This window comes from Rathayibacter rathayi (genome assembly GCF_004011095.1).
GTDB lineage: Bacteria > Actinomycetota > Actinomycetes > Actinomycetales > Microbacteriaceae > Rathayibacter > Rathayibacter rathayi.
In genome coordinates this window covers 1,473,604-1,497,165 of the sequence record NZ_CP028129.1, presented here as the reverse complement: position 1 = coordinate 1,497,165, position 23,562 = coordinate 1,473,604, and the positions used below count along the sequence as shown (strand labels likewise).

Genomic DNA, 23,562 nt, shown 5'->3' with positions numbered 1-23,562 from the left:
TCCGTCTTCCCCACCACAGGATCTGGGAGAATCACTACCGATGTCCTCCACTCTGACGGCCGCCCGGCCCGCGCGCACCGCGCCGGCGCTCCGGATCGGCCCCCTCGAACTCGATGCGCCCGTGGTACTCGCCCCGATGGCGGGCATCACCAATACGGCGTTCCGCCGACTCTGCCGCGAGTTCGGCGACGGCGTCGGTGCAGGCGAGACAACCGGTGCAGGCGAGACAACCGGTGCAGGCACGAGCAGTGCCGGCCGGATGCTGTTCGTCAGTGAGATGATCACCTCCCGCGCTCTCGTGGAGCGCACGCCGGAGTCGATGCGTCTCATCCGGCACCACCCCAGCGAGTCGGTGCGTTCGATCCAGCTCTACGGAGTCGACCCGCGCACGGTCACCGAAGCCGTGACCATGCTCGTCGCCGAGGACCGGGCCGACCACATCGACCTCAACTTCGGCTGCCCCGTTCCCAAGGTCACCCGGAAGGGCGGGGGAGCGGCGCTGCCGTGGAAGCTCCCGCTGTTCCGCCAGATCGTCGAGGGCGCGGTGACGGCGGCGGGCGACATCCCGCTCACCGTCAAGATGCGCAAGGGCATCGACGCCGACCACCTCACCTACCTTGAGGCCGCGCGGGCGGCCGAGGGCGCTGGAGTCGCGTCGATCGCGCTGCACGCGCGCACCGCCTCCGAGTTCTACAGCGGGCACGCCGACTGGTCGGCCGTCGCCGCGCTCAAGGAGGCGATCACGAGTGTCCCGGTGCTCGGCAACGGCGACATCTGGTCCGCCGAGGACGCCCTGAGGATGATGGCGGAGACGGGCTGCGACGGTGTGGTCGTCGGCCGCGGTTGCCTCGGACGGCCGTGGCTCTTTGGCGATCTCGCCGCCGCGTTCGCCGGCGCCGACGAACGCTTCCGCCCCTCGCTCGGCCAGGTCGCCGCAGCGTTTCGTCGCCACGCCGAACTGCTCGCCGACTTTTTCGAGAGCGAGGAGCGCGGCTGCCGCGACATCCGCAAGCATGTGGCCTGGTACTTCAAGGGCTACGCCGTCGGCGGCGACCTGCGGGCACGCCTGGCCACGGTCGAATCGCTCGCGCAGCTCGACGAACTCCTGGCCACGCTGGACTGGACGCAGCCCTACCCCGGTGAGGCGGCCGAGGGCCAGCGCGGACGCGCCGGCTCGCCCAAGATCCCCTCCCTGCCGGAGCGCTGGCTCGACTCCCGCGAACTCGACGCCGGACAGCGCGACGCGGTGTCGGCCGCCGAGATCCACCACAGCGGTGGATGACCGCGCGCTCTGGGGGTATTCGCTCGTCGATAGCGAGCGTTTCCTGCCGGAGGATCACTCGACCCGCCGCTCCGACTTCGCCCGTGATCGCGCCCGTCTCTTCCACTCCAGCGCTCTGCGGCGACTGGCCGCGAAGACCCAGGTGCTCAGCCCCACGGCGGGTGTCGACTTCGCACGCAACCGGCTGACGCATTCGCTCGAAGTCGCGCAGATCGGCCGCGAGCTCGCCACGAGCCTCGACCTCGACCCCGACGTGGTCGACACGGCCTGCCTCGCGCACGACATCGGGCATCCGCCGTTCGGGCACAACGGCGAGCGCGCCCTCAACGGCTGGGCCGAGGGCATCGGCGGCTTCGAGGGCAACGCGCAGACCTTCCGACTGCTCACCCGCCTCGAACCCAAGGTGTTCGGCGACGACGCGCGCCCCTACGGACTCAACCTCACCCGCGCCAGCCTCGACGCGAGCTGCAAGTACCCCTGGCCGGATACGCGCTCCGTCGCCGACCCGTCCGGACGCGCCAAGTTCGGCTTCTACGCCGCCGACGAACCCGCCTTCGCCTGGATGCGCGAGGGTGCCCCCGAGGGAGTGCGCTGCATCGAAGCCGAAGTGATGGACCTTTCGGACGACATCGCCTATTCCGTGCACGACTTCGAGGACGCGGTCGTCTCCGGCTACATCGACGTCGAAGCGCTCGGCGCCCGCGCCGACCACGAGGACTTGGTGCAGTCGATGCACTCCTGGGTCGGCGGCGAAGTCGGCCACGACGAACTCGTCGCCGCCTTCGACCGGCTCGACTCGCTCGAGGTGTGGGTGGCCTCCTGGGACGGCTCCCGGCGTGACCAGGCCCGGCTCAAGAACCTCACCAGCCAGCTCATCGGCCGCTTCGCCGCCGCCGCCACCGAGGCCACCCGCGAGGCCTACCAGCACCCCGATCTCGTCCGCTTCGGCGGCCACGTCGTCGTCCCCCGCGAGCAGCAGACCGAAATTGCCGTCCTCAAGGGCATCGTCGCGACGTTCGTCATGTCCAGGAACACCCGCCAGCCGATCTACGCCCAGCAGCGCGAAGTCCTCACGCGCCTGGCCGACACCCTCCTCGACCGTGGCCCCGGCACCCTCGAACCCGGCTTCGCGGAAGACTGGCATGCGGCACGCGACGACGACGCCCGCCGCCGCGTGATCGTCGACCAGGTCGCCAACCTCACCGACCAGAGTGCACTCGCCTGGTTCGAGAGGCTGTGTTGACGTGCACGCCGGTCCTTGCCCGGCGTGGCGCGGTTCGGCGCTTCCCGCCGACGTGCAGCCGGAGACGATGAGCAGCCGGAGACGACGTGCAGCCGGAGACGATGAGCAGCCGGAGACGATGAGCAGGAGGGAGGCTCGGCGACCACCGCGGCCGATACGATGGACCCCATGCCTCGGATCCGACAGTCAGATGTCGAGGAGGTCAAGGCGCGGGTGAACATCGGTGACGTGATCGGCGAGTACGTCACGCTGAAATCGGCCGGCGTCGGCTCACTCAAGGGCCTGTGCCCCTTCCACGACGAGCGCAGCCCGAGCTTCCACGTCCGCCCGCAGGCCGGTTTCTACCACTGCTTCGGCTGCCAGGAGTCGGGCGACGTCTACAGCTTCATCATGAAGATGGACCATAGCTCGTTCAGTGAGACCGTCGAGCGTCTGGCCGGGCGGATCGGCTTCCCGCTGCAGTACGAGGAGGGCGACGGCCGCGCACCCGAGACCGGCGGTCGTGCGCGCCTACTGGCCGCCAACGACGCGGCCGAGGAGTACTTCCGCGAGCAGCTCGCGACCCCCGGCGCCGACGTGGGCCGCCGCTTCCTCGGCGAGCGCGGCTTCGACCGCGCCGCGGCCGACCGGTTTGGAGTCGGCTTCGCGCCCGACGGTTGGGACGGGCTTACCACCGCTCTCAAGCGCCGCGGTTTCTCGGAGGAGGAACTCAGCACGGCCGGTCTGGTCAGCAGCAACAACCGCGGCGGCGTTTACGACCGCTTCCGTGGCCGCCTCGTCTGGCCGATCCGTGACGTCACGGGGCAGACCGTCGGCTTCGGTGCCCGTCGCCTTCTCGAGGAGGACAAGGGCCCGAAGTACCTCAACACCCCCGAGTCGCCCGTCTACCACAAGTCGCAGGTGCTCTACGGGCTCGACCTCGCCAAGCGCGACATCTCGCGCGGTCACCGCGTGGTCGTCGTCGAGGGCTACACGGACGTCATGGCCTGCCATCTCGCGGGCATCACCACCGCGGTTGCGACCTGCGGCACCTCCTTCGGCGTGGATCACATCAAGGTGTTGCGCCGGGTGCTGGGAGATTCTCGCGGTGTGAACGGGCAGGTCATCTTCACTTTCGATCCAGATGCCGCAGGCCAGAATGCTGCAAAGAAAGCGTTTGATGAAGAGAGTCGTTTCGCGTCGCAGACCTACGTCGCCGTCGAGAGCAGTGGCCTGGACCCCTGCGACCTGCGGCTGAACCGAGGGGACGACGCCCTCCGTCGGCTGATCGACAGCAAACAGCCGCTGCATACATTCGCCCTTCGGCAAATGATGTCCGACTTTGACCTCACCACCGTCAGTGGTCGAGTCGCCGCTCTTCGCCGGGCCGCGCCGTATGTGGCGAATATCCGGGACTGGGCCGAGCAGGACGGTTATGCCCGCGAACTGGCATCAATGATTGGCCAAATAGACATCGGGGAAGCCAAGAGAGCCATCCGAAATGCCGGTCGTGAACAGCCGAGTGCGCAGCCGCAGGAGCCACATCCAGACCAGGTCGTCAGTGCCCGGATCGCCGATCTGCCCGTCGATGTGGTCACGCGGATCGAGCGCGAGGCGCTGATGGCGATGCTCCAGCTGCCCCAGGCGATGGGCCCAGAGCTCTTGGCTCGGGCGGCGCACGCCGCGGTCACCAACGAGACCCTTCGCGTCGTCCGCGACGCCGTTATCGCGAACCTTGACCGCTCGGAGGACCGCGACTGGGTGGAGCATGTGGCCGACGACGTGCCCGGCCCCTTCGCCTCGCTCGTGCGCCAGCTCGCAGTCGCACCGATCCCGGCCGCCGACGAGGCCGGCCTCGTGCGCTACTCCCGGGATATGGCGATTTCGCTCATCGAACGCGATCTGCTGCGCGAGATCGCGGAGCTGCGCGGGGCGTTGCAGCGCGCATCAGCCGATCCCGTGATGGCGCGCGCGGTGCAGGTGCGCCTCGTCGAGCTCGAGCGCGAGAAGCGGGCCCTGCGGACGGAATGAGCGTGTTGCGGTCGTGTGAAGAAATCGGCCGCACGCCCGTCCTTGTCCGGGGAGCGCTCCCAACTGTGTTACCACTGAGCAATAGCAATGCGGGCGTCCAATGTCGTGACGCCACTGCCACAGGAGATCTGCGTGCCGAGAGCCCGCGCGCCACCTGCGCGCCCGCATCCCATCCCTTGACAGGAAGAGGCAGACGGAGATGATTTCCGCATCCACCCGCGGTACCCGCGCACTCGCCGTGGCGGCAGGCTTCGCCGCGGTCGCGCTCGTGCTGGCGGGTTGCTCCGCCGGCGGGAACGGCTCGTCCGGCGGCAGCGCCGGAGGGGCCCTGACCATCGGCACCACCGACAAGCTCACGGCGCTGGACCCCGCGGGCTCGTACGACAACGGCTCCTTCGCCGTGATGAACCAGGTGTTCCCGTTCCTGATGAACACCCCCTACGGCAGCCCGGACGTCGAGCCTGACATCGCGGAGTCGGCGGGGTTCACCTCCCCCACGGAGTACAGCGTGACGCTGAAGGAGGGACTGAAGTGGGCCAACGGCCACGACCTCACCTCCTCGGACGTCAAGTTCTCGTTCGACCGCCAGGTCGGCATTGCCGCCGAGAACGGTCCGTCCTCGCTCCTCGCGAACCTCGACAGCGTCGCCGCTCCGGACGACACGACCGTGGTCTTCACGCTTAAGTCAGACAACGACCAGACCTTCCCGCAGATCCTCTCGAGCCCCGCCGGCCCGATTGTGGACGAAGAGGTCTTCTCGGCCGACGAGCTGACCCCCGACGCCGACATCGTCTCGGGCAACGCCTTCGCCGGTCAGTACACGATCGCTAACTACGACGTGAACAATCTCGTTCAGTACAGGGCGTATCCGGGATACCACGGTGTCCTGGGCGAGGCGAAGACGGACACCGTCAACGTCAAGTACTACGCCGACTCCTCGAACCTCAAGCTGGACATCCAGGAGGGGAACATTGATGTCGCGTTCCGCAGTCTCTCGGCGACCGATATCGACGACCTGCGCGGCAACGACACGGTGAAGGTCGTGGACGGACCCGGCGGCGAGATCCGCTACATCGTCTTCAACTTCGACACCCAGCCCTTCGGCGCGACCACCGGAGAGGCCGACAGCACGAAGGCTCTCGCCGTGCGCCAGGCCGTCGCCGACCTGATCGACCGCGACGAGATTGCCGACCAGGTGTATAAGGGCACCTACACCCCGCTCTACTCCTCTGTCCCGGCCGGTCTGACCGGCGCGGTCGAGCCGCTCAAGTCGCTCTACGGAGACGGCAACGGCGCGCCCGACGCGGACAAAGCCAAGGCGACCCTCGAGGCCGCCGGCGTCACCACTCCGGTCACCCTGAACCTGCAGTACTCGAACGACCACTACGGCCCGTCCTCGGGCGACGAGTACGCACTGATCAAGGACCAGCTGGAGTCGACCGGTCTCTTCACGGTCAACCTGCAGACCACCGAGTGGGTGCAGTACTCGAAGGACCGCTCGAGCGACGTCTACCCGGCGTACCAGCTCGGCTGGTTCCCGGACTACTCCGATGCCGACAACTACCTCTCGCCGTTCTTCATCAAGGAGAACTTCCTCGCGAACCACTACGACGACGCCGAGGTGCAGAGCCTGATCGCTCAGCAGGTCTCGACCACCGACGCCGGCGCGCGCACCGCGCTGATCGAGCAGATCCAGGAGAAGGTCGCGGCGCAGCTCTCGACCGTCCCCTACCTGCAGGGCTCGCAGGTCGCGGTCGTCGGCAGCACGGTGAGCGGAGCAGAGGACACTCTCGACGCCTCGTTCAAGTTCCGCTACGCGGCACTCAGCAAGGGCTGATCCACCTCTCTCGCGGCCGGCGCCTCCCCGAGAGGAGGCGCCGGCCGTTCTCCTCGAAAGGCATCATGTGACGACAGCCACGACGGCTGCGGCGACGGCGCCCACCCGGCGACCGCGCGGCTCCGGGGGCGGACTCGGGCGCTACCTGCTCGTCCGCTTCCTGCTCATCATCCCCACCGTCTTCATCCTCGTGACGTTGGTCTTCTTGCTCATGCGCTCTACGGGCGACCCGATCACGGCGGCCCTCGGCGGCCGCCTGACCGCGGACCAGCTCGCCGAGCGCGTGGCCGCCGCAGGCTACGACCGGCCGCTGATCGTGCAGTACCTCGAATACCTCGGCCAGCTGCTGACCGGCGACTTCGGCACCACCCTGAGCGACAATCGCCCGGTCACCGAGGTGCTGCTCACCTACGGTGCCGCGACCGCCGAGCTCGCCTTCTACGGGCTGATCGTGGCGTTCCTCGTCGGGATCCCGCTCGGGATGCTCGCCGCCTACCATCGGGACCGCTCGCCCGACGCGGTGCTGCGGATCTTCGCGATCCTCTGCTACGCGACTCCGGTGTTCTTCGCGGGCCTGCTGCTCAAGCTGGTGTTCTCGGTCTGGCTGAAGTGGTTCCCCGTCGCCGGACGCGCCTCGACGAGCACCGAGCTCTCGCTCCAGTTCCTCGAGAACAAGACCGGCATCTACCTCATCGACGCGATCCAGACCGGCGATCCGGCGGCGATTGCGGATGTGCTCTCGCACGCCGTGCTCCCGGCCGTCGCGCTGGGCCTGCTCACCGCGGGCATCTTCCTCCGCCTGGTGCGCACCAACGTCATCGGCACCCTCGGCACCGACTACGTCGACGCGGCTCGTTCGCGCGGAGTGAGCGAGTTCCGCCTGGTCCGCACGCACGCCTACCGGCCGGCGCTCATCCCGATCATCACCGTGATCGGCCTGCAGATCGCCCTGCTGCTCGGCGGCGCCGTCCTCACCGAGACCACCTTCGAGTGGAAGGGCCTTGGCTTCCAGCTGGCCGAGTACCTCCAGGCCCGCGACTTCGTGGCCGTTCAGGGCATCGTCGCCCTGCTCGCCGTGATCGTGGCGCTGACCAACTTCATCGTCGACGTCATCGCGGCGCTCATCGACCCGCGAGTGAGGTACTGAGCATGAGCATCACCGCCCCGGCGAGCCCGCGCCGCCGCCTCGTCGACCGCCTGCCGGTCCTCCGCCAACTCCGTCAGAGCGTCGGCCTCCAGCGGGGGATGCTCGTCACCGGCCTGATCATCAGCGGCGTGTTCCTGCTGGTCGCTCTCTTCGCTCCGCTGATCGCTCCCTACGGCTACTCACAGCTGCGTTCGGGCGATGAGTCGTTCGGCGCGCAGGAGCCGCCGAGCGGCGAGCACCTGCTCGGCACGACCGTCGGCGGCTACGACGTGCTCTCGCGGGTGATCTGGGGTGCACAGACCGCGTTCCTCGTCATCGTCGTCGCCGTCGTCCTGTCGATCTTCCTCGGCGTGTTCCTCGGCCTCGTCTCCGGCTACCTCGGCGGCTGGCTCGACCGGGTGCTCGTCGTGATCTGCGACGCGATCTACGCGTTCCCCACCCTGCTCCTAGCAATCGTGATGTCGATCGTCATCTCGGGCGGCCAATCGAACCTCTGGGCGGGCATCGTCGCCGCGGCGGTCTCGATCACGGTGGTCTACATCCCGCAGTACTTCCGGGTAATCCGGGCCGAGACGGTGCGGATCAAGGGGGACGCGTTCGTGGAGTCGGCGAAGGTCATCGGAGCATCGACGTCGCGGATCATGTTCCGCCACGTCCTGCGCAACGCCACGCGCACGCTGCCGCTGATCTTCACGCTCAATTCCTCTGAGGCGATCCTGACCCTCGCCGGCCTGGGCTTCCTCGGCTTCGGCATCGAGCCGACCTCGGCCGCCGAGTGGGGCTACGACCTCAACAAAGCGCTGTCCGACGTCACGAGCGGCATCTGGTGGACCTCGGTCTTCCCCGGGCTCGCTATCGTGCTCGTCGTACTGGGTATTACCCTCGTGGGCGAGAGCCTGAACGACCTCGCCGACCCGCGCTTGCGCGGTCGGCGTGCGGTGGCGGCCGGTGCCGGCGACGTCGCCGCGACGTCCGTCGTGCCGGGCGGCGTACTCGCTGCCGACGGCCTGGAGACGCCGGGGCATGACCCCGTCGCCGGAGTGGAGGGGACGCGATGAGCGACCAGCGCATCGTCCGGGACGCCGCCGCGCGTCCGATCGTCGACATCACTGATCTCGAGGTCGCCTTCGCGAGCGATCACGGGGCGGTTCGCGCCGTCGCCGGCGTGAGTCTGCGCGTCGAGCGCGGTGAGGTGCTGGCGATCGTCGGCGAGTCCGGGAGCGGCAAGACCGTGACGGCGAAGACCATCCTGGGCTTGCTGCCGGAGACGGCCACCGCTGCCGGCGTGGTGCTGCTCTCGAAGAAGGACGGCAGCGCGGCGACCGATGTCGTCTCCGTGCCGAAGGCCCGACTCCGGGAGCTGCGCGGCACCGACGTCGCAATGGTCTTCCAGGAGCCCGCTGCGGCGCTCAACCCCGTCTTTACCGTGGGCTGGCAGATCGCGGAGGGGCTGCGCGCTCACGGCTCCGTTTCGACGAAGCAGGCGCGGAAGCGCTCGATCGAGGTGCTGCGGACCGTCGGCATCCCGGAGCCGGAGAAGCGGGTGGACTACTACCCGCATCAGTTCTCGGGCGGGCAGAAGCAGCGCGTCGTGATCGCGATGGCACTCGTGCTCGACCCCGGACTGATCGTGGCGGACGAGCCGACCACCGCGCTCGACGTGACCGTGCAGGCCGAGATCCTCGACCTGCTCCGCCGGTGCCGCGACGAGTTCGGGACCTCGATCGTGCTGATCACCCACAACATGGGCGTCGTCGCGGATCTGGCCGACCGCGTCACCGTGATGTACCAGGGCGAGCTGGTCGAGGAGGCGAGCGTCGCCGAGCTGTTCTCCGCGCCGAAGGCCGAGTACACCCGGACGCTTCTCGCCGCCGTCCCGCATGTGGGCCAGGGCGTCGAACGCGCGCGCGTCCGCGCGATCGAGCGCGCCGAGGCCCCTGAGACCGAGACGCTGGTGGCCGCCGAGGACCTGCGGATCCAGTACCCCGGCCGACTCGGCCGCCCCGGCTTCGTGGCGGTGAATGGTGTCTCGCTCCGCATTCGCGCGGGCGAGGTGCTCGGCCTGGTCGGCGAGAGCGGCTCGGGCAAGACCACGATCGGGCGCGCCATCGCCGGCCTGACCCCGGTCACCGGCGGCTCGCTGACGGTCCTCGGCAAGGAGATGCGCGGCATCCGCGAGCGCGCCTTCCGGCCAGTCCGCGGTGATATCGGCTTCGTGTTCCAGGATCCGGGGTCGAGCTTTAACCCGCTGCTCACCATCGCCGAGGGCGTGGCCGAGCCCCTGATTGTGCACGGACGGGCCGGGAACGCCGCCGCGGCCCGCTCGCGCGTCGACGAGCTACTCGAGGCGGTGCAGCTGCCACGTTCCTACGGCGACCGGTACCCGCACGAGCTCTCCGGCGGCCAGCGCCAGCGCGCCAGCCTCGCTCGTGCCCTCGCGCTCGAGCCGAAGCTGCTGATCGCCGACGAGCCGACCTCGGCGCTGGACGTGTCGGTGCAGGCCCGCGTGCTCGAACTCTTCGCCGAGCTGCAGCGGGAGTTCGGTTTCGCCTCGCTCTTCATCAGCCACGACCTCGCCGTGGTCGACCTGCTCGCTGACCGCATCGCCGTGCTCTACCGCGGCGAGCTGGTCGAGGAGGGGACCGGAGCTGAGGTCCTCGCCGCGCCGAAGCACCCGTACACGCAGCGTCTGCTCGCCTCCCTGCCCGTACCCGATCCGGTCGAACAGGCGTCGCGGCGCGAGCTGCTACGCAGCATCACCGAGGCGGAGCGCCGCCCGTGAGCCGCACGGCCGAGGATCCAGCCCCGATCGTCATCGACGACCTCAGCGTCGAGTATCCGCCGCGCGGCATCAGCCGCCGGTGGACGGCGCTGCGGGGGGTGAGCCTCCGGGTGGAGCCGGGGGAGGTGCTCGGGATCCTCGGCGGCAGCGGCTCCGGCAAGTCCACGCTCGCCCGTGTGCTCGGCGGGGACGGCCTGGGACACGACGGTGCCCGCATGCGCCCCGTGATCATCGGAGGGGACGCGACGGTCGCGGGTCACCGCCTCCGCTCGCTCCCCGCGCGTGACCTCAAGCGCTTCACCGTCGACGTGGCGCACCTCGCGCAGGACGCCGGAGCAACCCTGCGACCCGAGCTGACCGTCTCGGAGGCGATCGCCGAGCCGATCTTGCTCCGCGACCGCCACTACGACCCCAAGGCGGCGGCCGTGCGAGTGGCGACCCTGCTCGACTCCGTACACCTCCCGCTGTTCCTCCTGGACCGCTATCCCTACGAACTCTCCAGCGGCCAGCGTCAGCGTGTGGCCGTCGCGCGCTCACTGGTGCTCGGGCCGAAGGTCTTGATCGCCGACGAGCCGACCTCGGGCATCGACGCGACGGTTCGCGAATCCATCGTCGACCTGCTCGCCGATCTGCGACGTCAGGAGGGCTTCGCGGCCGTGGTGGTCAGCCACGACATCGACGTGCTGAGCCGCGCGACCGATCGGATCGCCGTCCTGGTCGGCGGCGAGGTGGTCGCCTACGGGCCGCTACTGGACGTGCTGCTCGAGGCACGTCACCCCTACGTCCGCGAGCTCGGCGCCGCATTCGCCGAGTACGAGCGCTTCGACGCCTCCCGGGCTCAGCGCGTCGAGGCGGCCGAGCCGTGACCGGCTCGCGCCGATCCGGCCGCGGGCTACTGAGGCGACGCCGATTTGGCGTTCGCGGAGAGTTTGCTAAAGTAGTACCGCGCTGATCGCCTCTGGGTGGTCGGATAATCCTCGATAGCTCAATTGGCAGAGCAATCGGCTGTTAACCGGTAGGTTCTTGGTTCGAGTCCAAGTCGGGGAGCGAAGGGTCCGGGACTCCACTCTCGGGCCCTTTTTTGTGACCTCGTGCGGCCGGCGGACAAGACGCCGCCGCTGGCGCGGACCGAGGATCGGAGGCGCGATGCGCGAGGACGTGCTCGCCCTCCTCCGCCGCCGGCCCGACGTTGAGGCGCCCGATCTGGTCGCCGTCGATGCGAGCGACCGCCTGCTGCTCGAACTCGTCCCCGACCGCGGCCGCATCGCCGTCGTGGGCGACGCCTACGGCGCGCTGAGCCTCGCTCTTGCCGCCGACGGCCGACCCGTGCGCGTCGTGCACGACTCGATCACCGCCGAGCGCGCTCTCGCCCAGAACCTCGAGGCGGTGCGCGCTTCCGGAGTTGATCCCGCACCGATCGACATCGTCGACTCCGTCGCCGCGGCCGTCAGTGGCGCCGAGACGGTGCTCCTGCGTCTGCCGCGCTCGCTCGACGCCCTGGCCGCCGTCGCCGCCGAGACGGCACTCGCGAACCCTGCGGCGACTCTGATCGGCGCTGGCCGCATCAAGCACATGACTCGCACGATGAACGATGTTCTCGCCGCGCGCTACGGCCGGATCGACGTCTCGCTCGCCCGGCAGAAGTCGCGTGCCCTGCTCGCGAGTGAGGCGCTCGATGACCCAGCGCCTGCCCCCGGGCCTGAGCGCCGCCGCCTCGACGAGCTCGACCTCGACGTCGTCGCGCTGCCCGGCACTTTCGCCGGCGCACGCCTGGACCTCGGCACCCGTACCTTGCTCGCCGCGCTCGATGTCGACTCCCTTCCCGCCGGCGTCGCCCTCGACCTCGGCTGCGGCACCGGCGTGCTCGCCGCGGTGCTCGCCCGCGGGCGACCCGACCTCGCGGTGACGGCGACCGACAGCTCCCGCGCCGCCGTCGAGTCCGCCCGGGCGACCGCTGCGGCCAACGGAATCGCCGTCCGTGTCCTCCGAGACGACAACGCCTCCACTCTGGAACCGTCCTCGGTCGATGTCGTGCTCTGCAACCCGCCGTTCCACTCCGACGGCGCCGTCACCGACCTCGTCGCCCGGAGGATGCTCCGCGCGGCCGGTCGCGTGCTACGGCCCGGGGGCGTGCTGTGGACGGTCTTTAACTCCCACCTCGCTCACCCGGTCGAGCTACGGCGCGCGGTCGGGCGGACCACGGTCGTGGCGCGCGACCGGCGTTTTACCGTGGCGCGCTCCGTGCGCTCCGGGGGCTGACGCCTCCGCAACCCCCTCCGCGGGCTCAGGTCCGGGATCCGGCACGCGGGTACGATCTCTCACCGGCGCCCTCGCGCCAAACCCGTCCCTTTCCCCGGAGGCCGTCGTGCTCGAAGTCGTCCTCGTTATCGCCCTGATCGCCCTGGTGGCGGCCGTCGTCCTCTGGCGTCGCACCGCCGGCAATGCGCGCCGTGCCGCGGAGAGCCGGGCTGAGTCGTCGGCGCGGGTCGTGCGCCTCGAGCTGGCCGTCGGTGAGCAGGAGGCGCGGTTGCGCATCGTCGGCGAGCTCGAGCAGATCGCCGTCCGCAGCGCCGCGCTTGTCGTCGAGGAGGCCGAGAGCGTCCGCCTCACCATCGACCGCGACCCCGCCGCCGCTGCCCGCTCGGCGCGGCGGGCGGTGCGGGCTGCCGAGGCCTCGCTGGCCCAGCTGCGCCGCATCGCGACCGTCGCCTCCGTCGATCCGGGCGACCTGCCGCGCACCGGCGGCTCCGTCTCGCTGATCGACGACGCGCGCGAGCGCGGGCTCAGGGTGCGCGAGGAATCGTTCGGCGAGCCATTCGTGCTGCAGGACGGTGCCGAGGTGGCCGTGCTCCGCGTGCTCGAGTACGCGTTCGACTCGGCGCTGGCCACTGGAGGCCCGGGCACCGAGGTACGCATCAGCTCGCGCTGGACCACAACGGGCCTGCGCGTCGAGGTGGACGACGACCGTGAGCAGCACGCAGCGGCGGAGCAGGACGCGAGCGCCCTCGACGCCGATCTGCGCTCGCTCACCGAGCGGATCGACAGTCCCGCACTCGCCGAGCTGCGCGAGCGCGCCGCCCTCTTCGGTGGCGACGTGACCGAGAAGCGGACGCCGGGCGTCGGCCGCAGCGTCACCGCCTCCTTCCCCGCGATCCGCCACCACAACGGCGTGCACGGGGTGGACCTCGCCTGAGTCAGTCCTCGGGACGGCGTCAGTCCTCGGGCCCGCGTCAGTCCTCGGGCCCGCGTCAGTCCTCGGTATGGCGTCAGTCCTCGAGATGCTCCTCGCCGGGCAGCCACGAGACGCCCGGGCCGCCCCAGCCGCGCTTGCGGGTAATCTTCGCGACCGACTTCTGGTACTCGTGCTCAAGGCGGTCGACATACAGGACGCCGTCGAGGTGGTCGAACTCGTGCTGGAAAACGCGGGCGAACCAGCCGTCGGCGATGATCTCGAAGGGCTTGTGCTCCAGGTCGACGGCGCGGAGGATCGCGCGCTCGGAGCGGCGCAGCGGGAAGCGCTCGCCGGGGAAGGACAGGCATCCCTCCGACTCCGTGTCCTCGTCGGCCTCGCCGAGCGGAGTCGGCGTGACGAACAGCTCCGGGTTGATGGCGACACCCCGGCGGGGGGAACCGTCGTCGTCGGCGTAGTCGTAGACGAACAGGCGCAGGGGGACACCGACCTGCGGGCCGGCGAGGCCGACTCCGGGCGCGGTGTCCATCGTCTCGAACATGTCGGCAACGAGCGTGCGAAGGGTGTCGTCGAACTCCGTGACGGGAGAGGCGGGCGAGTGCAGGACGGAGTCGCCGACAATGCGGATGGGAAGGACGGCCATGAGGGACAGGGTATCGCCCGGTTGTCGGGTCGCCCGTGAGTCGGAAGACTCCTGAGAACGATCTAGGTAGGGTCGAATCTATGCCCGCCGACCTCGCCGAACTCCTCAACGACCCGGGGAAATTCATCGGCATCCCGATCGCCCTCGTCGGCGCGGTGTTCCTTGCCCTGGGCGCGCAGTTCCAGCACCGCGGAGTCGCGAAGGTCGAGCGCTTCTCGAAGCGTTCCAGCTCCGCCGGGCTCAGCGGGGGCCAGCTGGTAGCGTTGCTCTCCCGGCCGTCGTGGGTGGTCGGCACGCTGCTCCTAGGCCTCGCGATCGTCTTCCAGCTGACCAGCCTGGGCTTCGCGCCGCTCATCGTGGTGCAGCCGCTCGGAGCCGTTGCGCTCGTGATCACGACGGTCGTCAATGCGCGAGTCAGCCATGTGCGGCTGAATGCGGCGTCGATCCGGGCCGTCGTGCTCTGCGTGGGCGGCGTGGGCACTTTCGTCCTCGTCGCCGCCTTCAACGCCGTCGACAAGTCGATCAAGACTCCCGAACTCGTCACGATCCTGGTGATCCTCGCCGTGGTCCTCACGGTGTTCGTGATCGCCTTTCGCGTCTTCCGCCGCGGGGCGAAAGCGATTTTCTACATCGTCGGGGCGGGAGTGGTGTATGGCTTCGTCGCGACGCTCGCGAAGGTCGTGCTCAACCGCATCAAGTACGGCGAGTTCGATCCGTTGACGACCGTGTGCATCGTGGCGCTGATCGCCGCGACCGCGCTCGGCGGCTACTTCGTGCAGAACGCCTACTCGTCCGGTCCGCCGGACCTCGTCGTCGCGGGTCTGACCGTCATCGACCCACTGGTCGCCGTGGCGATCGGGATCATCGTGCTGGGGGAGGCGGAGTACGCGGCTCCGTGGGCGGTGCCGCTCTTCGTGGTGGCCGGCGGCGTCGCCATTTCGGGAGTCTTCCTTCTCGCCAAGCACCACCCGCAGGCACGCTGACGGCGCGGGATCCCGGGGCGGAGAACTGCCCTGCCTACAATGGATCAGCGCCGTGAGCCCAGAAACCGAACGACCTCCGCCGATCGCTCCCTTCTCTCCTCGAGCGTCACGACACCGATAGGATCCCGCCTGTGCCAGATCCCCGCGACGCGTCCCGCTCAGTGTCGCCCGAATCCCGACCGCTGACGGTCGTGATCGGCTGCGACACCTTCGCCCCCAACGTGAACGGAGCCGCCAAGTTCGCCGAGCGCCTCGCCGCCGGGCTCGAGCAGCGCGGCCACGAGGTGCACGTCGTCGCCCCCTCGGCCGACGGTTGGAGCGGCACCCGGGTCGAGATCCACGAGGGGCGGCGGATCATCGTGCACCGCCTCTACAGCTGGCGCTGGTATCCGCACGACTGGCTGCGCTTCGCGCTGCCGTGGCGGATCCGCCAGAACAGCGCGCGCATCCTCGACGAGGTGAAGCCCGACGTCGTGCATTTCCAGTCGCACATCATCGTCGGTCGAGGACTCGGCATCGAGGCGGCCAAGCGCGGCATCCGCATCGTCGGCACGAACCACTTCATGCCGGAGAACATGCTCGAGTTCACCCTGCTGCCCAAGGCCGTCCAGGCCAAGGCCGTCGCTATGGCGTGGCGGGCCGCGCGCCGCACCTTCGGCCGCGCCGAGGCGGTCACGACGCCGACCAGCAAGGCCGCGCAGTTCCTCGAGAAGTACACGGGCCTGCAGGGCGTGCACTCCATCTCCTGCGGCATCGATGCCGACAACTACACGCCCGACTTCACGGCGCGCTCCGGCAACACGATCCTCTTCGTCGGCCGCGTGACCGGCGAGAAGCACATCGACGTCCTGCTGCGAGCGGTCGCCCTGCTCGACCCGTCGCTCGACGCGAAGCTCGAGATCGTCGGCGGCGGCGATCAGATGCGCCATCTCCAGCAACTCGCCTCGACCCTCGGCATCGCCGACCGCGTGCACTTCACCGGCTATGTCGCGGACGCCGAGTTGAAAGAGGCGTACACCCGCGCCACCGTGTTCGCCATGCCGTCGATCGCCGAGCTGCAGAGCATTGCGACGATGGAGGCGATGGCGTCGGCCCTCCCCGTTGTCGCCGCCGACGCGATGGCTCTCCCGCACCTCGTGCATGACGGCGAGAACGGCTACCTCTTCGCTCCGGGCAGCGCTGAGGCCCTGGCCGAGGGTCTGACCGCGGTGCTCACCGCTGACGAGGAGGACCTCGAGGCGATGAAGCGCGCCTCCCTCCGCATCGTCGCGGCGCACGACATCAACCGCACAATCAGCACGTTCGAGAGCCTGTATCGTGGGGAGCCGGTGGCCGATCCGGCCACCGACGCAGCGTCCGCACCAGCCGCCTCCTGACGGGCGCACGGTCGGCCGCCGCGGGGCGTTAGCTCAGCTGGTCAGAGCAGCGGACTCATAATCCGTCGGTCACGGGTTCAAGTCCCGTACGCCCTACGTCGCAGTCCCGATCAACCGAAAGACCGATACGGGGCTGGCGTCCGAGAAGGGATCCGATCATGGTGGATCTCGTTGTCGCGGACCTCGCAGCCGTCGTCTACTCGTCGGGCCGCGTCTTCGACGGCCTGGCCACGGGGTGGCTCGACACCGAGAGCTTTCTTCGCTCCGGTGATCTCTCCGGAGTGACCTCCCGCGCCGATCTGGCGCTTCTCGAGGATCTGAGGGACGCCTCCCACTTCATCATCGAGAACCGGGCGTGCCCGATCGACGCGGGTTATGTGCGCGAGATTAACGGCACCCTCACCCGCAGCGGCTCGCTGCACCCGGGTCGGCTCCGCCGCACGTCCGACCGCATCGGCGTGTCCACCCGATTCGGTCGGCACGAGCCGGAGGCGGTTGACGACGTGGGCCTCCAACAGATCGTCGAACGCGGGCTCGCTGCGGTGTCCCGACGCGAGCAGGCGCTCGATCTCTTCGTGACGCTTGCGAAAGCTCAGCCGTTCATGGACGGGAATAAGCGCACCGCGATCTTCGCCGCGAACAGCCTGCTCCTGCGTCAGGATCCGCCCGAGCTGCTCACTGTCCCCGTCGACGAGCAGTTGGCGCGTGGCTTCAATAACCTCTTGGCGCGCGCTTACGTGCACGACGAGCATGACCCCGTGAAGGACCTGCTCCGCCGCGACGGCTTTCAGCCCGTCCGCCCGCGAAGCATCTGAGGGGTACGCGATCTACACCGGAGCCTCGCCTGGAGAAGCGGAACGACGCGCGGCCGCTGGCATCGGGGAAGTGGCGACCATCATCCAATGAAATCAGGCGCAAACTTTGCATCGCCTGAAACGAGAAATGGAGTCGAGATTATGTTGACTAATGACCTTGTTATCCGCCCAGTAGCGGAAGGCGATGAGGCCACATGGAAGCGCCTTTACCACAGCTATCGGGATTTCTATGAACTTGCTCCTGATGAGGTGATCGTCAATCGCGTTTGGAGTTGGGTGCTCTCGGGGGGTCACTCCATCTATGGCATTATCGCAATCGACGCAGAGGGCAACGCAGTGGGGCTCGCGAACTTGCGCGTATTTGCGCGGCCGTCCAGCGGTTCGATAGGAGTATACCTCGATGATCTCTTTACCGATTCTGACTATAGGCGTCACGGTATTGGCGCGGCACTCCTCGCCAAGGCACGACGCTTTGCCGGAGAGCATGACGCCACCGTGGTGCGGTGGATTACGAGCACTGACAACACGACCGCTCGATCCCTCTACGACGCAAACGCCGTGCTCACTAAGTGGGTCACGTATGACATGCCTCCTGAACGACCTGCCCAGAAAAGTAGATCCGAAGGAGATGTGGAGACCACCGAGACGGCTGGGATGGGAGCGTTTTCCAGTGAAACGAGTGGACGGCATGGTCGCGAAGTGAGGCGAAGAAACGATGAAGAAGAAACACATCGCGAGTAACGGCGTGTGTGAAGGTAAGTTGCGTATCCATGTGCAACAGCTCGGGTATCCGGAGTGTGTGTCGTCGTGAGGCCACTGTTGCAGATAAGACAAGGCGCGACTGCGGGTATCATCGTCGCCGCAGTGGCCGTTCCGGTCTTCGCCGTGAAAAACGGGCTCTCCCCGGCGGAAAAGGTGGGAGTTGCGGCCGGATCCCTGGTGATCATTTCCGCCCTGTATCTGCGGATGAGCGCCATCAATCGCGTCAGGGTACGGGGCGACGATGGTTGAAGATGCCGTCGTGTACGGTCCGTCGTCGACCGCGAGAAGACAGCCTACTCGCCAGCGGTGACGGCGGAGCGGTACCATTCGCTGTGATAGTGAACCGCGATTTTGTGCACTCTTCTTCACGATGGGGCACGGTGCTCCCGTAGGAGCACGAAATGTCACCGATACCTCCGGGCGAAAGCTATACCAATGAGTTAGCTCTCAGTATTCACGAAGAGTCTTTGATGTTTCGGCGTAAAGTCCGCTCGAGTGTGCTATCTAATGCAGTGGTCGTTCTTGTCGCCGCTATTGTCTTTGGTGTCTTCTCGGTGACGCAGAGCTTGCAACGCGACCTTCCGGCGGCTACAAGCAATCCCGAGCTTGTGATGGCGCCGTCAAGTGGGTCGGCCTTGACCACGGCTTTCAGCGCGTTACTCGCGGTTATTCTGGCTGTTTGGTTCGCGCCGACCACCTTCCGGCTCGGCGCATCGGAGGCGCCATCGACGATCGCACGGGAGCTGGCGAGCAAGTCGATCGTCGCCGCCATTGCGCGGATATGCGTCTTGCTCTCGCTCAGCGTTACCGTGTGGTCGTACTGGTCGTCGGCCGTGTCCGATGGGCCGTATCGAGTTCCGATCATGCGGATGATACTACCTGCACTGCTCGGGATCGGATTCGCCTACTGGGCGGCAGCGGCGGAAATGCGTCTCGGTGAACTCTCGAATGACAATCTGCTCTGGGCCGAGCGCCATCGGGAGGTGGAGCGGCTGAAGCAAGTGATAGCCGGAGAGCCTTCCTCGGCGCTTTCATGGAAGGTTCGTGTGTCACAACAGTTCATTGCCTTCGTCCTAGTACCGGTAGTTCTCTGGATTCTCGGTCTGTTGATCGTGCCGTCTCCGAACGAAACGGCCGCATTGGCTCGTTTATTAACGATCGTTGTCGTGAACACTATCGGGTACTTCGCTCTCAGCGAACTCATCTACCGGCTCATCGGACGGAAGGTCGCGGCGGCGGCGGGCCTAGTGTTCGCACTGGTGCTCGTGGGCACATTATTGTCGTTGGCCACCACTACCGCTGCGTTTAGCTCCGGAGTGGTCGATGACGCCTTCCATATCGGGCCGATCGCACGGTCAATGTTGCTCTTCACCGTCATCGTGCTATCCGGCCCGTTCGTCATCCTGGCCGTGTTCGCCGCGCGTCTCCCTGGTCGACGGTGGCGTGGGGTCATCTTCGACTCGGCGATGAACCGCTATGCGAAGGAGCTGACGAAGGCAGAGGAGGTTGTCGCATCCACAGCGACGAAGCAGACCAATAGGTCTGCTTCGTCGGGTGAGGCAGTGAAGCCGTTCGCATGGTTGGGATTGGTTGCGTTGCTGCCGATTGCGCCGTTCAACGTCATGTTCGGAGTTCTTGCCCTTCGCCTTATTCGCGATGGTCGCGCTCGCGGGCGGGCGATCGTGATCGCGGCGATCATCATCGGCGTGGCAATGACAGGCATTGGTGTCTGCGCGCTCATCTATGCGGTGTTCTCTGATCCCACAGTTGTTTTCTGTGACCCTGACTCGAAGGCCGCCTGCATCCGCTAAGCCCCCCAGCAGTCGAAACCCGCACCTCGCCGCCGCCGAACCGCTAGCACGTCCCGCCCCGCCGCGCCCGTACTGGCTGCTCCCCGTTCGACGTGATTGCCTGATCCCGTGCCTGATCTTCCGATGTTCCCGCTCGGCTCCGTGCTCCTGCCGCACATGCCGCTCCCACTCCGGCTCTTCGAGCCGCGATACCTGCGGATGCTCGGCGATGTCCTCGAGGACGAGACTCTCGCGTTCGGGGTCGTCCTCATCGAGCGCGGCCAGGAGGTGGGCGGCGGCGACCAGCGGTTCGCGGTCGGAGCGCGGGCGCGCATCCTGAACATCGACGGCGCCGAGTCGTTCGTCACGCTCGATTCGGTCGGCGAGGAGCGGTTCGAGGTTGTCCGCTGGTACGAGGATGACCCGTACCCACGCGCCGAGGTCCGCCCCTTGCCCGATCTGGAGTGGGACGAGAAGCACGCTCCCGCGCTGGCGGCGGCGGAGTCGGCGGTCCGCACGGCACTGGCGGTGGCGAGCGAGTTCGTCGAGCAGCGTTACGGAGCGGTCGTCGAACTGGCCGAGGATCCGGCCGCGCACGCCTGGCAGCTTGCGGGCGTCGCGCCGGTCACCGAGTTCGACCGACTCGCGTTCCTCCGCAGCGCCACGATGGAGGAGCTGCTGGAGTCGGTGCGTGAGCGCTCGGCCGAGGCGACCGAATCGTTCCGGGCCGGCTGGGCCTGAACCCGTACCCCATCAGCCCTCGAGGCTGACGCCGCGCTCCTCCGCCAGCTTGGCCAGGTCGTCCACGATCACGAGCGCCATCCGCACCGAGCGGTCGCGGCGGTATTCCTCGGCCTCCGGGTCCAGGCGCGTCGTGCGGTCGAGGGTCTCTTCGATCGACTGGGCCAACTCGCGCCAGGCGTCCTGACGAGCGTCATCGACGAGCGTGGCGAGGTACTCGCGGTCCCGGGCGCGCTGGTGCAGAGATTCGGCGACCAGGAGCGAGAGCCGCTCGCGGTGATCGAGGTTGTCCACGTCCGCCGAGCGGTAGTCGTGCACATGGTCGGAGCGGCCACCTACCGAGGAGACGTCGGCGGTGATGCTGCGCAGGCGCTTGGCGGCCGCCTCAGATTCGCGGGCCAGCTTCTCGAGCTCCTCCACAGCGACGACGGAGTAGCGGTCGACGTCGAAGGGTACGTCGGCGCCGAGGCCGTCCATCAGCACCCGGTTCTTCACGGCCATCCGGCTCGCGTACTGGGCGAGCATCAGGCCCTCTTCGGCGGCCTCCTCAACGGAGGCGGGTTCGCGCGACGGGTTCTCATCGGGGTCGTACGGTTCCATCTTGAACCTGCGTCGACGCCGGAACCACACGCGCGTCACCTCCATCCGGAGCAGGCGCCCCGCCCGCCGAAGCACCCCCTCGAGAGTACCCGGCGGGAAGGAGTCGCGGGCGGCCGACAGGTGTGGCGGTACCCCCGATGCCGGCCAGAATCGCGTTGACTGGGCGGATGGATCACCGGCGAATTTCGGTCGTCGTCCCTGTGAAGGACGACGCCCGTCACCTCGAGCAGCTGCTCGAGCTTCTCCGCGAGCAGACGCTCGCCCCACTCGAGATTGTGGTCGTGGACGACGGGAGTACCGATGACAGCGCCGCGGTCGCCCGCGCGTCGGGCGCCCGCGTGGTGCAGCATGACGGGGCCGGAATCCCGGCGAGCACGGCGCACGGCTTCGACGAGGCTCGGGGCGATGTGCTCGCACGCCTCGACGCCGACTCCCGCCCGGGATCGGACTGGCTGGCGCGCCTCGCCGGCCACTTCGCCGACCCGGACGTCGGAGCGGTCACCGGTCCCGGCCGCTTCGACGAACTCGGCCCCGTCGCCCGGGTGCTCGCGCGGGTCGCCTACATGGACGCGTATTTCGTACTGATGGGCTCGGCGCTGGCCAATTGGCCGCTCTTCGGCTCGAACTGCGCCGTCCGGCGTTCGGCGTGGGAGGAGATCGCGGAGGAGATGCACCGGCACGATGCCTACGTGCACGACGACGTCGAGATCAGCGTGCACCTGGGACTGCGGCACCGGATCGTCCTGGACCGTCACCTTGAGGTCGGCATTTCGGCGCGTCCCTTCGGCGCTTTCGCCGACCTGCTCCGCCGCTTCGATCGCGCACTGCACACGCTGGCGCGGCACCCGGGCATGGGGTCGTCGCTGCAACGCTGGACGCACCGTGTGCGCCGCCGTCACCGCGATCGTCTGCGCGCGACGGCCGTGGCGCGCCGCGCCGGTTGACGGATAGTCGGGCTAGGCCGCGTCGGGCTCGGGCCGGCGCTCCTTCGGCATCGCCCACACCGCGATGAGCATGCCCACGGCGAGCACCGTCAGCGCGATGCAGACGAAGCGGGTGCCCTCGGCGAGGTCGGCCGGCGCGGGCACGCCGGCGCCAGCCGACGCGTTGACGATTGCGCCGAACACCGCCACGGCGACGGCACTACCGATGTTCCGGGCAAAGAAGTTGGTCGAGGAGACCACTCCGCGCTCGTTCCAGTCGACGCTCGACTGCGCCCGGATCAGCGTCGGGGTCGCCACGAGGCCCATCCCTGCGCCGATCAGCACGCAGAAGCCCGCGATCTCCCAGAGCGTCGAGGAGGCGCCGAGCAGGATGGTCAGCGCTGTGCCGATCACGACCAGTCCCGCTCCGAGAAAGCCCGTGTTGCGGAAGCCGATCCGTAGGTAGAGCCGCCCGGACAGGCTTGCCGCAACAGGCCAGCCGAGGGTCATGGCGGCGACCGCGAAGCCCGCGCCGAGGGCGGAGCTGCCCAGCACCCCCTGCGCGAACGTGGGGAAGTAGGAGGTGATGCCGAGCGTGATCGCGCCGACCATCACCGAGACCAGGCTGGTCGAGATCAGCACCCGCCGCGTCAGCACCCACAGCGGGAGCACGGGGGCAGCCGCCCGCCGCTCGATCGCGACGAAGCAGACGAAGGCGAGCGCTGCGACGACGAACACTCCGACGCCGACGGGGGAGAGCCACGGCCACGCGCTGCCGCCCTCGAGTAGTCCGAGGATCAGCAGTGCGGTGCCGACGGCGAGCACGCAGGCGCCCGCCACGTCGATCCGCTGCTTCTCGCCGCGCGCGGTCTCGTGGAAGCTGCGCATCAAAAGGAACGCCGCGAGCAGGCAGAGGGGGATGTTGACGAGGAAGATGCCGCGCCACGCGCCGAGGTCCGAGAGGACGCCGCCGAGGGTCGGCCCGACGACGGAGGAGATGCCCCAGACGCTCGCGAGATAGCCCTGGGTCTTCGCGCGCTCGGCGACCGTGTAGATGTCGCCCGCGATGGTAATGCCCATCGGCTGGATCGCTCCGGCACCCAGGCCTTGCAGCGCTCGGAACGCGATGAGCGCGGGCATGCTCCAGGCGAGGCCACACAGGAGCGAGCCGACCAGGAACAGGGCGATGCCGATCAGCATGATGGGCTTTCGCCCGATGACGTCCGCGAGCTTGCCGTAGAGGGGAACCGAGACGGCCTGGGCCAACAGGTAGATCGAGAACAGCCAGGGGAACTGCTCGAACCCGCCGAGGTCGGCGACGATGGACGGGACGGCCGTCGAGAGGATCGTGGCGTCGAGGGCGACCAGGGCGGTCGAGATCATCAGGGACAGCAGGATCGGGCCGCGCTCCGAGCGCAGTCCGACGCTTGCACGGGTG

At 68.3% G+C, this 23,562-nt stretch carries 21 protein-coding genes and 2 tRNA genes; 20 read left to right on the top strand and 3 right to left on the bottom strand.

Annotation, left to right across the window (positions count from 1 at the left end; genetic code table 11):
* The first annotated feature begins 40 nt into the window (after nt 1–40).
* The 11 genes from dusB to C1O28_RS07275 all read left to right on the top strand — a co-directional run bounded on the left by dusB (nt 41) and on the right by C1O28_RS07275 (nt 13,494).
* Entirely contained in the window at nt 41–1,282 is a 1,242-nt protein-coding gene (dusB, locus tag C1O28_RS07325) for a tRNA dihydrouridine synthase DusB (protein WP_097165733.1), read from the top strand.
* Nucleotides 1,275–2,525, top strand: coding sequence for a deoxyguanosinetriphosphate triphosphohydrolase (locus tag C1O28_RS07320; RefSeq protein ID WP_097165734.1), 1,251 nt, complete (start codon nt 1,275–1,277; stop codon nt 2,523–2,525). The genes dusB and C1O28_RS07320 overlap by 8 nt, the downstream gene beginning before the upstream one ends.
* Before the next feature lie 168 nt (nt 2,526–2,693).
* Nucleotides 2,694–4,535 carry a DNA primase gene (dnaG, locus tag C1O28_RS07315; protein WP_097165735.1) on the top strand — a complete coding sequence of 614 codons (1,842 nt, stop codon included), beginning with the start codon at nt 2,694–2,696 and terminating at the stop codon, nt 4,533–4,535.
* Between the two features lie 199 nt (nt 4,536–4,734).
* On the top strand, nt 4,735–6,372 hold the full coding sequence (locus C1O28_RS07310; protein WP_097165736.1) for an ABC transporter substrate-binding protein: 1,638 nt from the start codon (nt 4,735–4,737) through the stop codon (nt 6,370–6,372).
* A 67-nt stretch (nt 6,373–6,439) separates the two neighbouring features.
* On the top strand, nt 6,440–7,519 hold the full coding sequence (locus tag C1O28_RS07305; protein ID WP_097165737.1) for an ABC transporter permease: 1,080 nt from the start codon (nt 6,440–6,442) through the stop codon (nt 7,517–7,519).
* A gap of 2 nt (nt 7,520–7,521) precedes the next feature.
* Nucleotides 7,522–8,577 (top strand): ABC transporter permease, encoded by a 1,056-nt coding sequence (locus C1O28_RS07300; RefSeq protein ID WP_097165738.1) that lies wholly within the window; start codon nt 7,522–7,524, stop codon nt 8,575–8,577.
* Nucleotides 8,574–10,301, top strand: coding sequence for a dipeptide ABC transporter ATP-binding protein (locus C1O28_RS07295; protein ID WP_097165739.1), 1,728 nt, complete (start codon nt 8,574–8,576; stop codon nt 10,299–10,301). Before C1O28_RS07300 ends, C1O28_RS07295 begins: the two co-directional genes overlap by 4 nt.
* Nucleotides 10,298–11,167 (top strand): ATP-binding cassette domain-containing protein, encoded by an 870-nt coding sequence (locus tag C1O28_RS07290; RefSeq protein ID WP_097165740.1) that lies wholly within the window; start codon nt 10,298–10,300, stop codon nt 11,165–11,167. The genes C1O28_RS07295 and C1O28_RS07290 overlap by 4 nt, the downstream gene beginning before the upstream one ends.
* Nucleotides 11,168–11,275: 108 nt before the next feature.
* Nucleotides 11,276–11,348 (top strand) — tRNA-Asn (locus tag C1O28_RS07285).
* A 99-nt stretch (nt 11,349–11,447) separates the two neighbouring features.
* Entirely contained in the window at nt 11,448–12,560 is a 1,113-nt protein-coding gene (locus C1O28_RS07280; protein ID WP_097165741.1) for a class I SAM-dependent methyltransferase, read from the top strand.
* Between the two features lie 106 nt (nt 12,561–12,666).
* Nucleotides 12,667–13,494, top strand: coding sequence for a sensor histidine kinase (locus tag C1O28_RS07275; RefSeq protein ID WP_097165742.1), 828 nt, complete (start codon nt 12,667–12,669; stop codon nt 13,492–13,494).
* A gap of 73 nt (nt 13,495–13,567) precedes the next feature.
* Here the strand turns inward: C1O28_RS07275 and def are convergent, their stop codons facing one another.
* Nucleotides 13,568–14,134 carry a peptide deformylase gene (def, locus tag C1O28_RS07270; RefSeq protein WP_097165743.1) on the bottom strand — a complete coding sequence of 189 codons (567 nt, stop codon included), beginning with the start codon at nt 14,132–14,134 and terminating at the stop codon, nt 13,568–13,570.
* Nucleotides 14,135–14,214: 80 nt separating this feature from the next.
* Between def and C1O28_RS07265 the strand changes: the two genes are divergently transcribed.
* From C1O28_RS07265 to C1O28_RS07230, 8 genes are all read left to right on the top strand, one after another.
* Complete coding sequence (locus tag C1O28_RS07265; RefSeq protein WP_097165744.1) at nt 14,215–15,117, top strand: DMT family transporter; 903 nt, start codon at nt 14,215–14,217, stop codon at nt 15,115–15,117.
* Between the two features lie 131 nt (nt 15,118–15,248).
* Entirely contained in the window at nt 15,249–16,493 is a 1,245-nt protein-coding gene (locus tag C1O28_RS07260; RefSeq protein WP_243392018.1) for a glycosyltransferase, read from the top strand.
* A 22-nt stretch (nt 16,494–16,515) separates the two neighbouring features.
* Nucleotides 16,516–16,589: transfer RNA gene (locus C1O28_RS07255), tRNA-Ile, on the top strand.
* A 62-nt stretch (nt 16,590–16,651) separates the two neighbouring features.
* Nucleotides 16,652–17,308, top strand: a complete 657-nt coding sequence (locus tag C1O28_RS07250; protein WP_097165745.1) for a Fic family protein — start codon at nt 16,652–16,654, stop codon at nt 17,306–17,308.
* Between the two features lie 87 nt (nt 17,309–17,395).
* On the top strand, nt 17,396–18,049 hold the full coding sequence (locus C1O28_RS07245; RefSeq protein WP_097165746.1) for a GNAT family N-acetyltransferase: 654 nt from the start codon (nt 17,396–17,398) through the stop codon (nt 18,047–18,049).
* Nucleotides 18,050–18,172: 123 nt separating this feature from the next.
* The gene (locus tag C1O28_RS07240) at nt 18,173–18,319 is read left to right on the top strand and encodes a hypothetical protein (RefSeq protein WP_160487508.1); all 147 of its coding nucleotides are present in this window, start codon (nt 18,173–18,175) and stop codon (nt 18,317–18,319) included.
* Nucleotides 18,320–18,471: 152 nt separating this feature from the next.
* Complete coding sequence (locus C1O28_RS07235; protein WP_122999646.1) at nt 18,472–19,881, top strand: class IIc cyclic bacteriocin; 1,410 nt, start codon at nt 18,472–18,474, stop codon at nt 19,879–19,881.
* A gap of 108 nt (nt 19,882–19,989) precedes the next feature.
* A complete protein-coding gene (locus C1O28_RS07230; RefSeq protein ID WP_243392019.1) occupies nt 19,990–20,601 on the top strand; it encodes an LON peptidase substrate-binding domain-containing protein in 612 nt (203 codons plus the stop codon).
* A gap of 12 nt (nt 20,602–20,613) precedes the next feature.
* Here C1O28_RS07230 and C1O28_RS07225 read toward each other — a convergent pair whose 3' ends face one another.
* Nucleotides 20,614–21,201, bottom strand: a complete 588-nt coding sequence (locus C1O28_RS07225) for a hypothetical protein (RefSeq protein ID WP_127821466.1) — start codon at nt 21,199–21,201, stop codon at nt 20,614–20,616.
* A 167-nt stretch (nt 21,202–21,368) separates the two neighbouring features.
* Between C1O28_RS07225 and C1O28_RS07220 the strand changes: the two genes are divergently transcribed.
* Nucleotides 21,369–22,145: a glycosyltransferase family 2 protein gene (locus C1O28_RS07220; protein ID WP_097165750.1), complete on the top strand. Its 777-nt coding sequence runs from the start codon at nt 21,369–21,371 to the stop codon at nt 22,143–22,145.
* Nucleotides 22,146–22,157: 12 nt separating this feature from the next.
* Here the strand turns inward: C1O28_RS07220 and C1O28_RS07215 are convergent, their stop codons facing one another.
* Complete coding sequence (locus C1O28_RS07215) at nt 22,158–23,507, bottom strand: MFS transporter (protein WP_097166066.1); 1,350 nt, start codon at nt 23,505–23,507, stop codon at nt 22,158–22,160.
* Nucleotides 23,508–23,562: the final 55 nt, after the last annotated feature.

Bases quoted from the DNA above. Each gene is read 5' to 3' on its own strand.
- dusB (WP_097165733.1), top strand. From the start codon at position 41: ATGTCCTCCACTCTGACGGCCGCCCGGCCCGCGCGCACCGCGCCGGCG.
- dnaG (WP_097165735.1), top strand. From the start codon at position 2,694: ATGCCTCGGATCCGACAGTCAGATGTCGAGGAGGTCAAGGCGCGGGTG.
- C1O28_RS07310 (WP_097165736.1), top strand. From the start codon at position 4,735: ATGATTTCCGCATCCACCCGCGGTACCCGCGCACTCGCCGTGGCGGCA.
- C1O28_RS07300 (WP_097165738.1), top strand. From the start codon at position 7,522: ATGAGCATCACCGCCCCGGCGAGCCCGCGCCGCCGCCTCGTCGACCGC.
- C1O28_RS07295 (WP_097165739.1), top strand. From the start codon at position 8,574: ATGAGCGACCAGCGCATCGTCCGGGACGCCGCCGCGCGTCCGATCGTC.
- C1O28_RS07280 (WP_097165741.1), top strand. From the start codon at position 11,448: ATGCGCGAGGACGTGCTCGCCCTCCTCCGCCGCCGGCCCGACGTTGAG.
- def (WP_097165743.1), bottom strand. From the start codon at position 14,134: ATGGCCGTCCTTCCCATCCGCATTGTCGGCGACTCCGTCCTGCACTCG.
- C1O28_RS07265 (WP_097165744.1), top strand. From the start codon at position 14,215: ATGCCCGCCGACCTCGCCGAACTCCTCAACGACCCGGGGAAATTCATC.
- C1O28_RS07250 (WP_097165745.1), top strand. From the start codon at position 16,652: ATGGTGGATCTCGTTGTCGCGGACCTCGCAGCCGTCGTCTACTCGTCG.
- C1O28_RS07245 (WP_097165746.1), top strand. From the start codon at position 17,396: ATGAAATCAGGCGCAAACTTTGCATCGCCTGAAACGAGAAATGGAGTC.
- C1O28_RS07235 (WP_122999646.1), top strand. From the start codon at position 18,472: ATGTCACCGATACCTCCGGGCGAAAGCTATACCAATGAGTTAGCTCTC.
- C1O28_RS07225 (WP_127821466.1), bottom strand. From the start codon at position 21,201: ATGGAACCGTACGACCCCGATGAGAACCCGTCGCGCGAACCCGCCTCC.
- C1O28_RS07220 (WP_097165750.1), top strand. From the start codon at position 21,369: ATGGATCACCGGCGAATTTCGGTCGTCGTCCCTGTGAAGGACGACGCC.
- C1O28_RS07215 (WP_097166066.1), bottom strand. From the start codon at position 23,507: ATGATCTCGACCGCCCTGGTCGCCCTCGACGCCACGATCCTCTCGACG.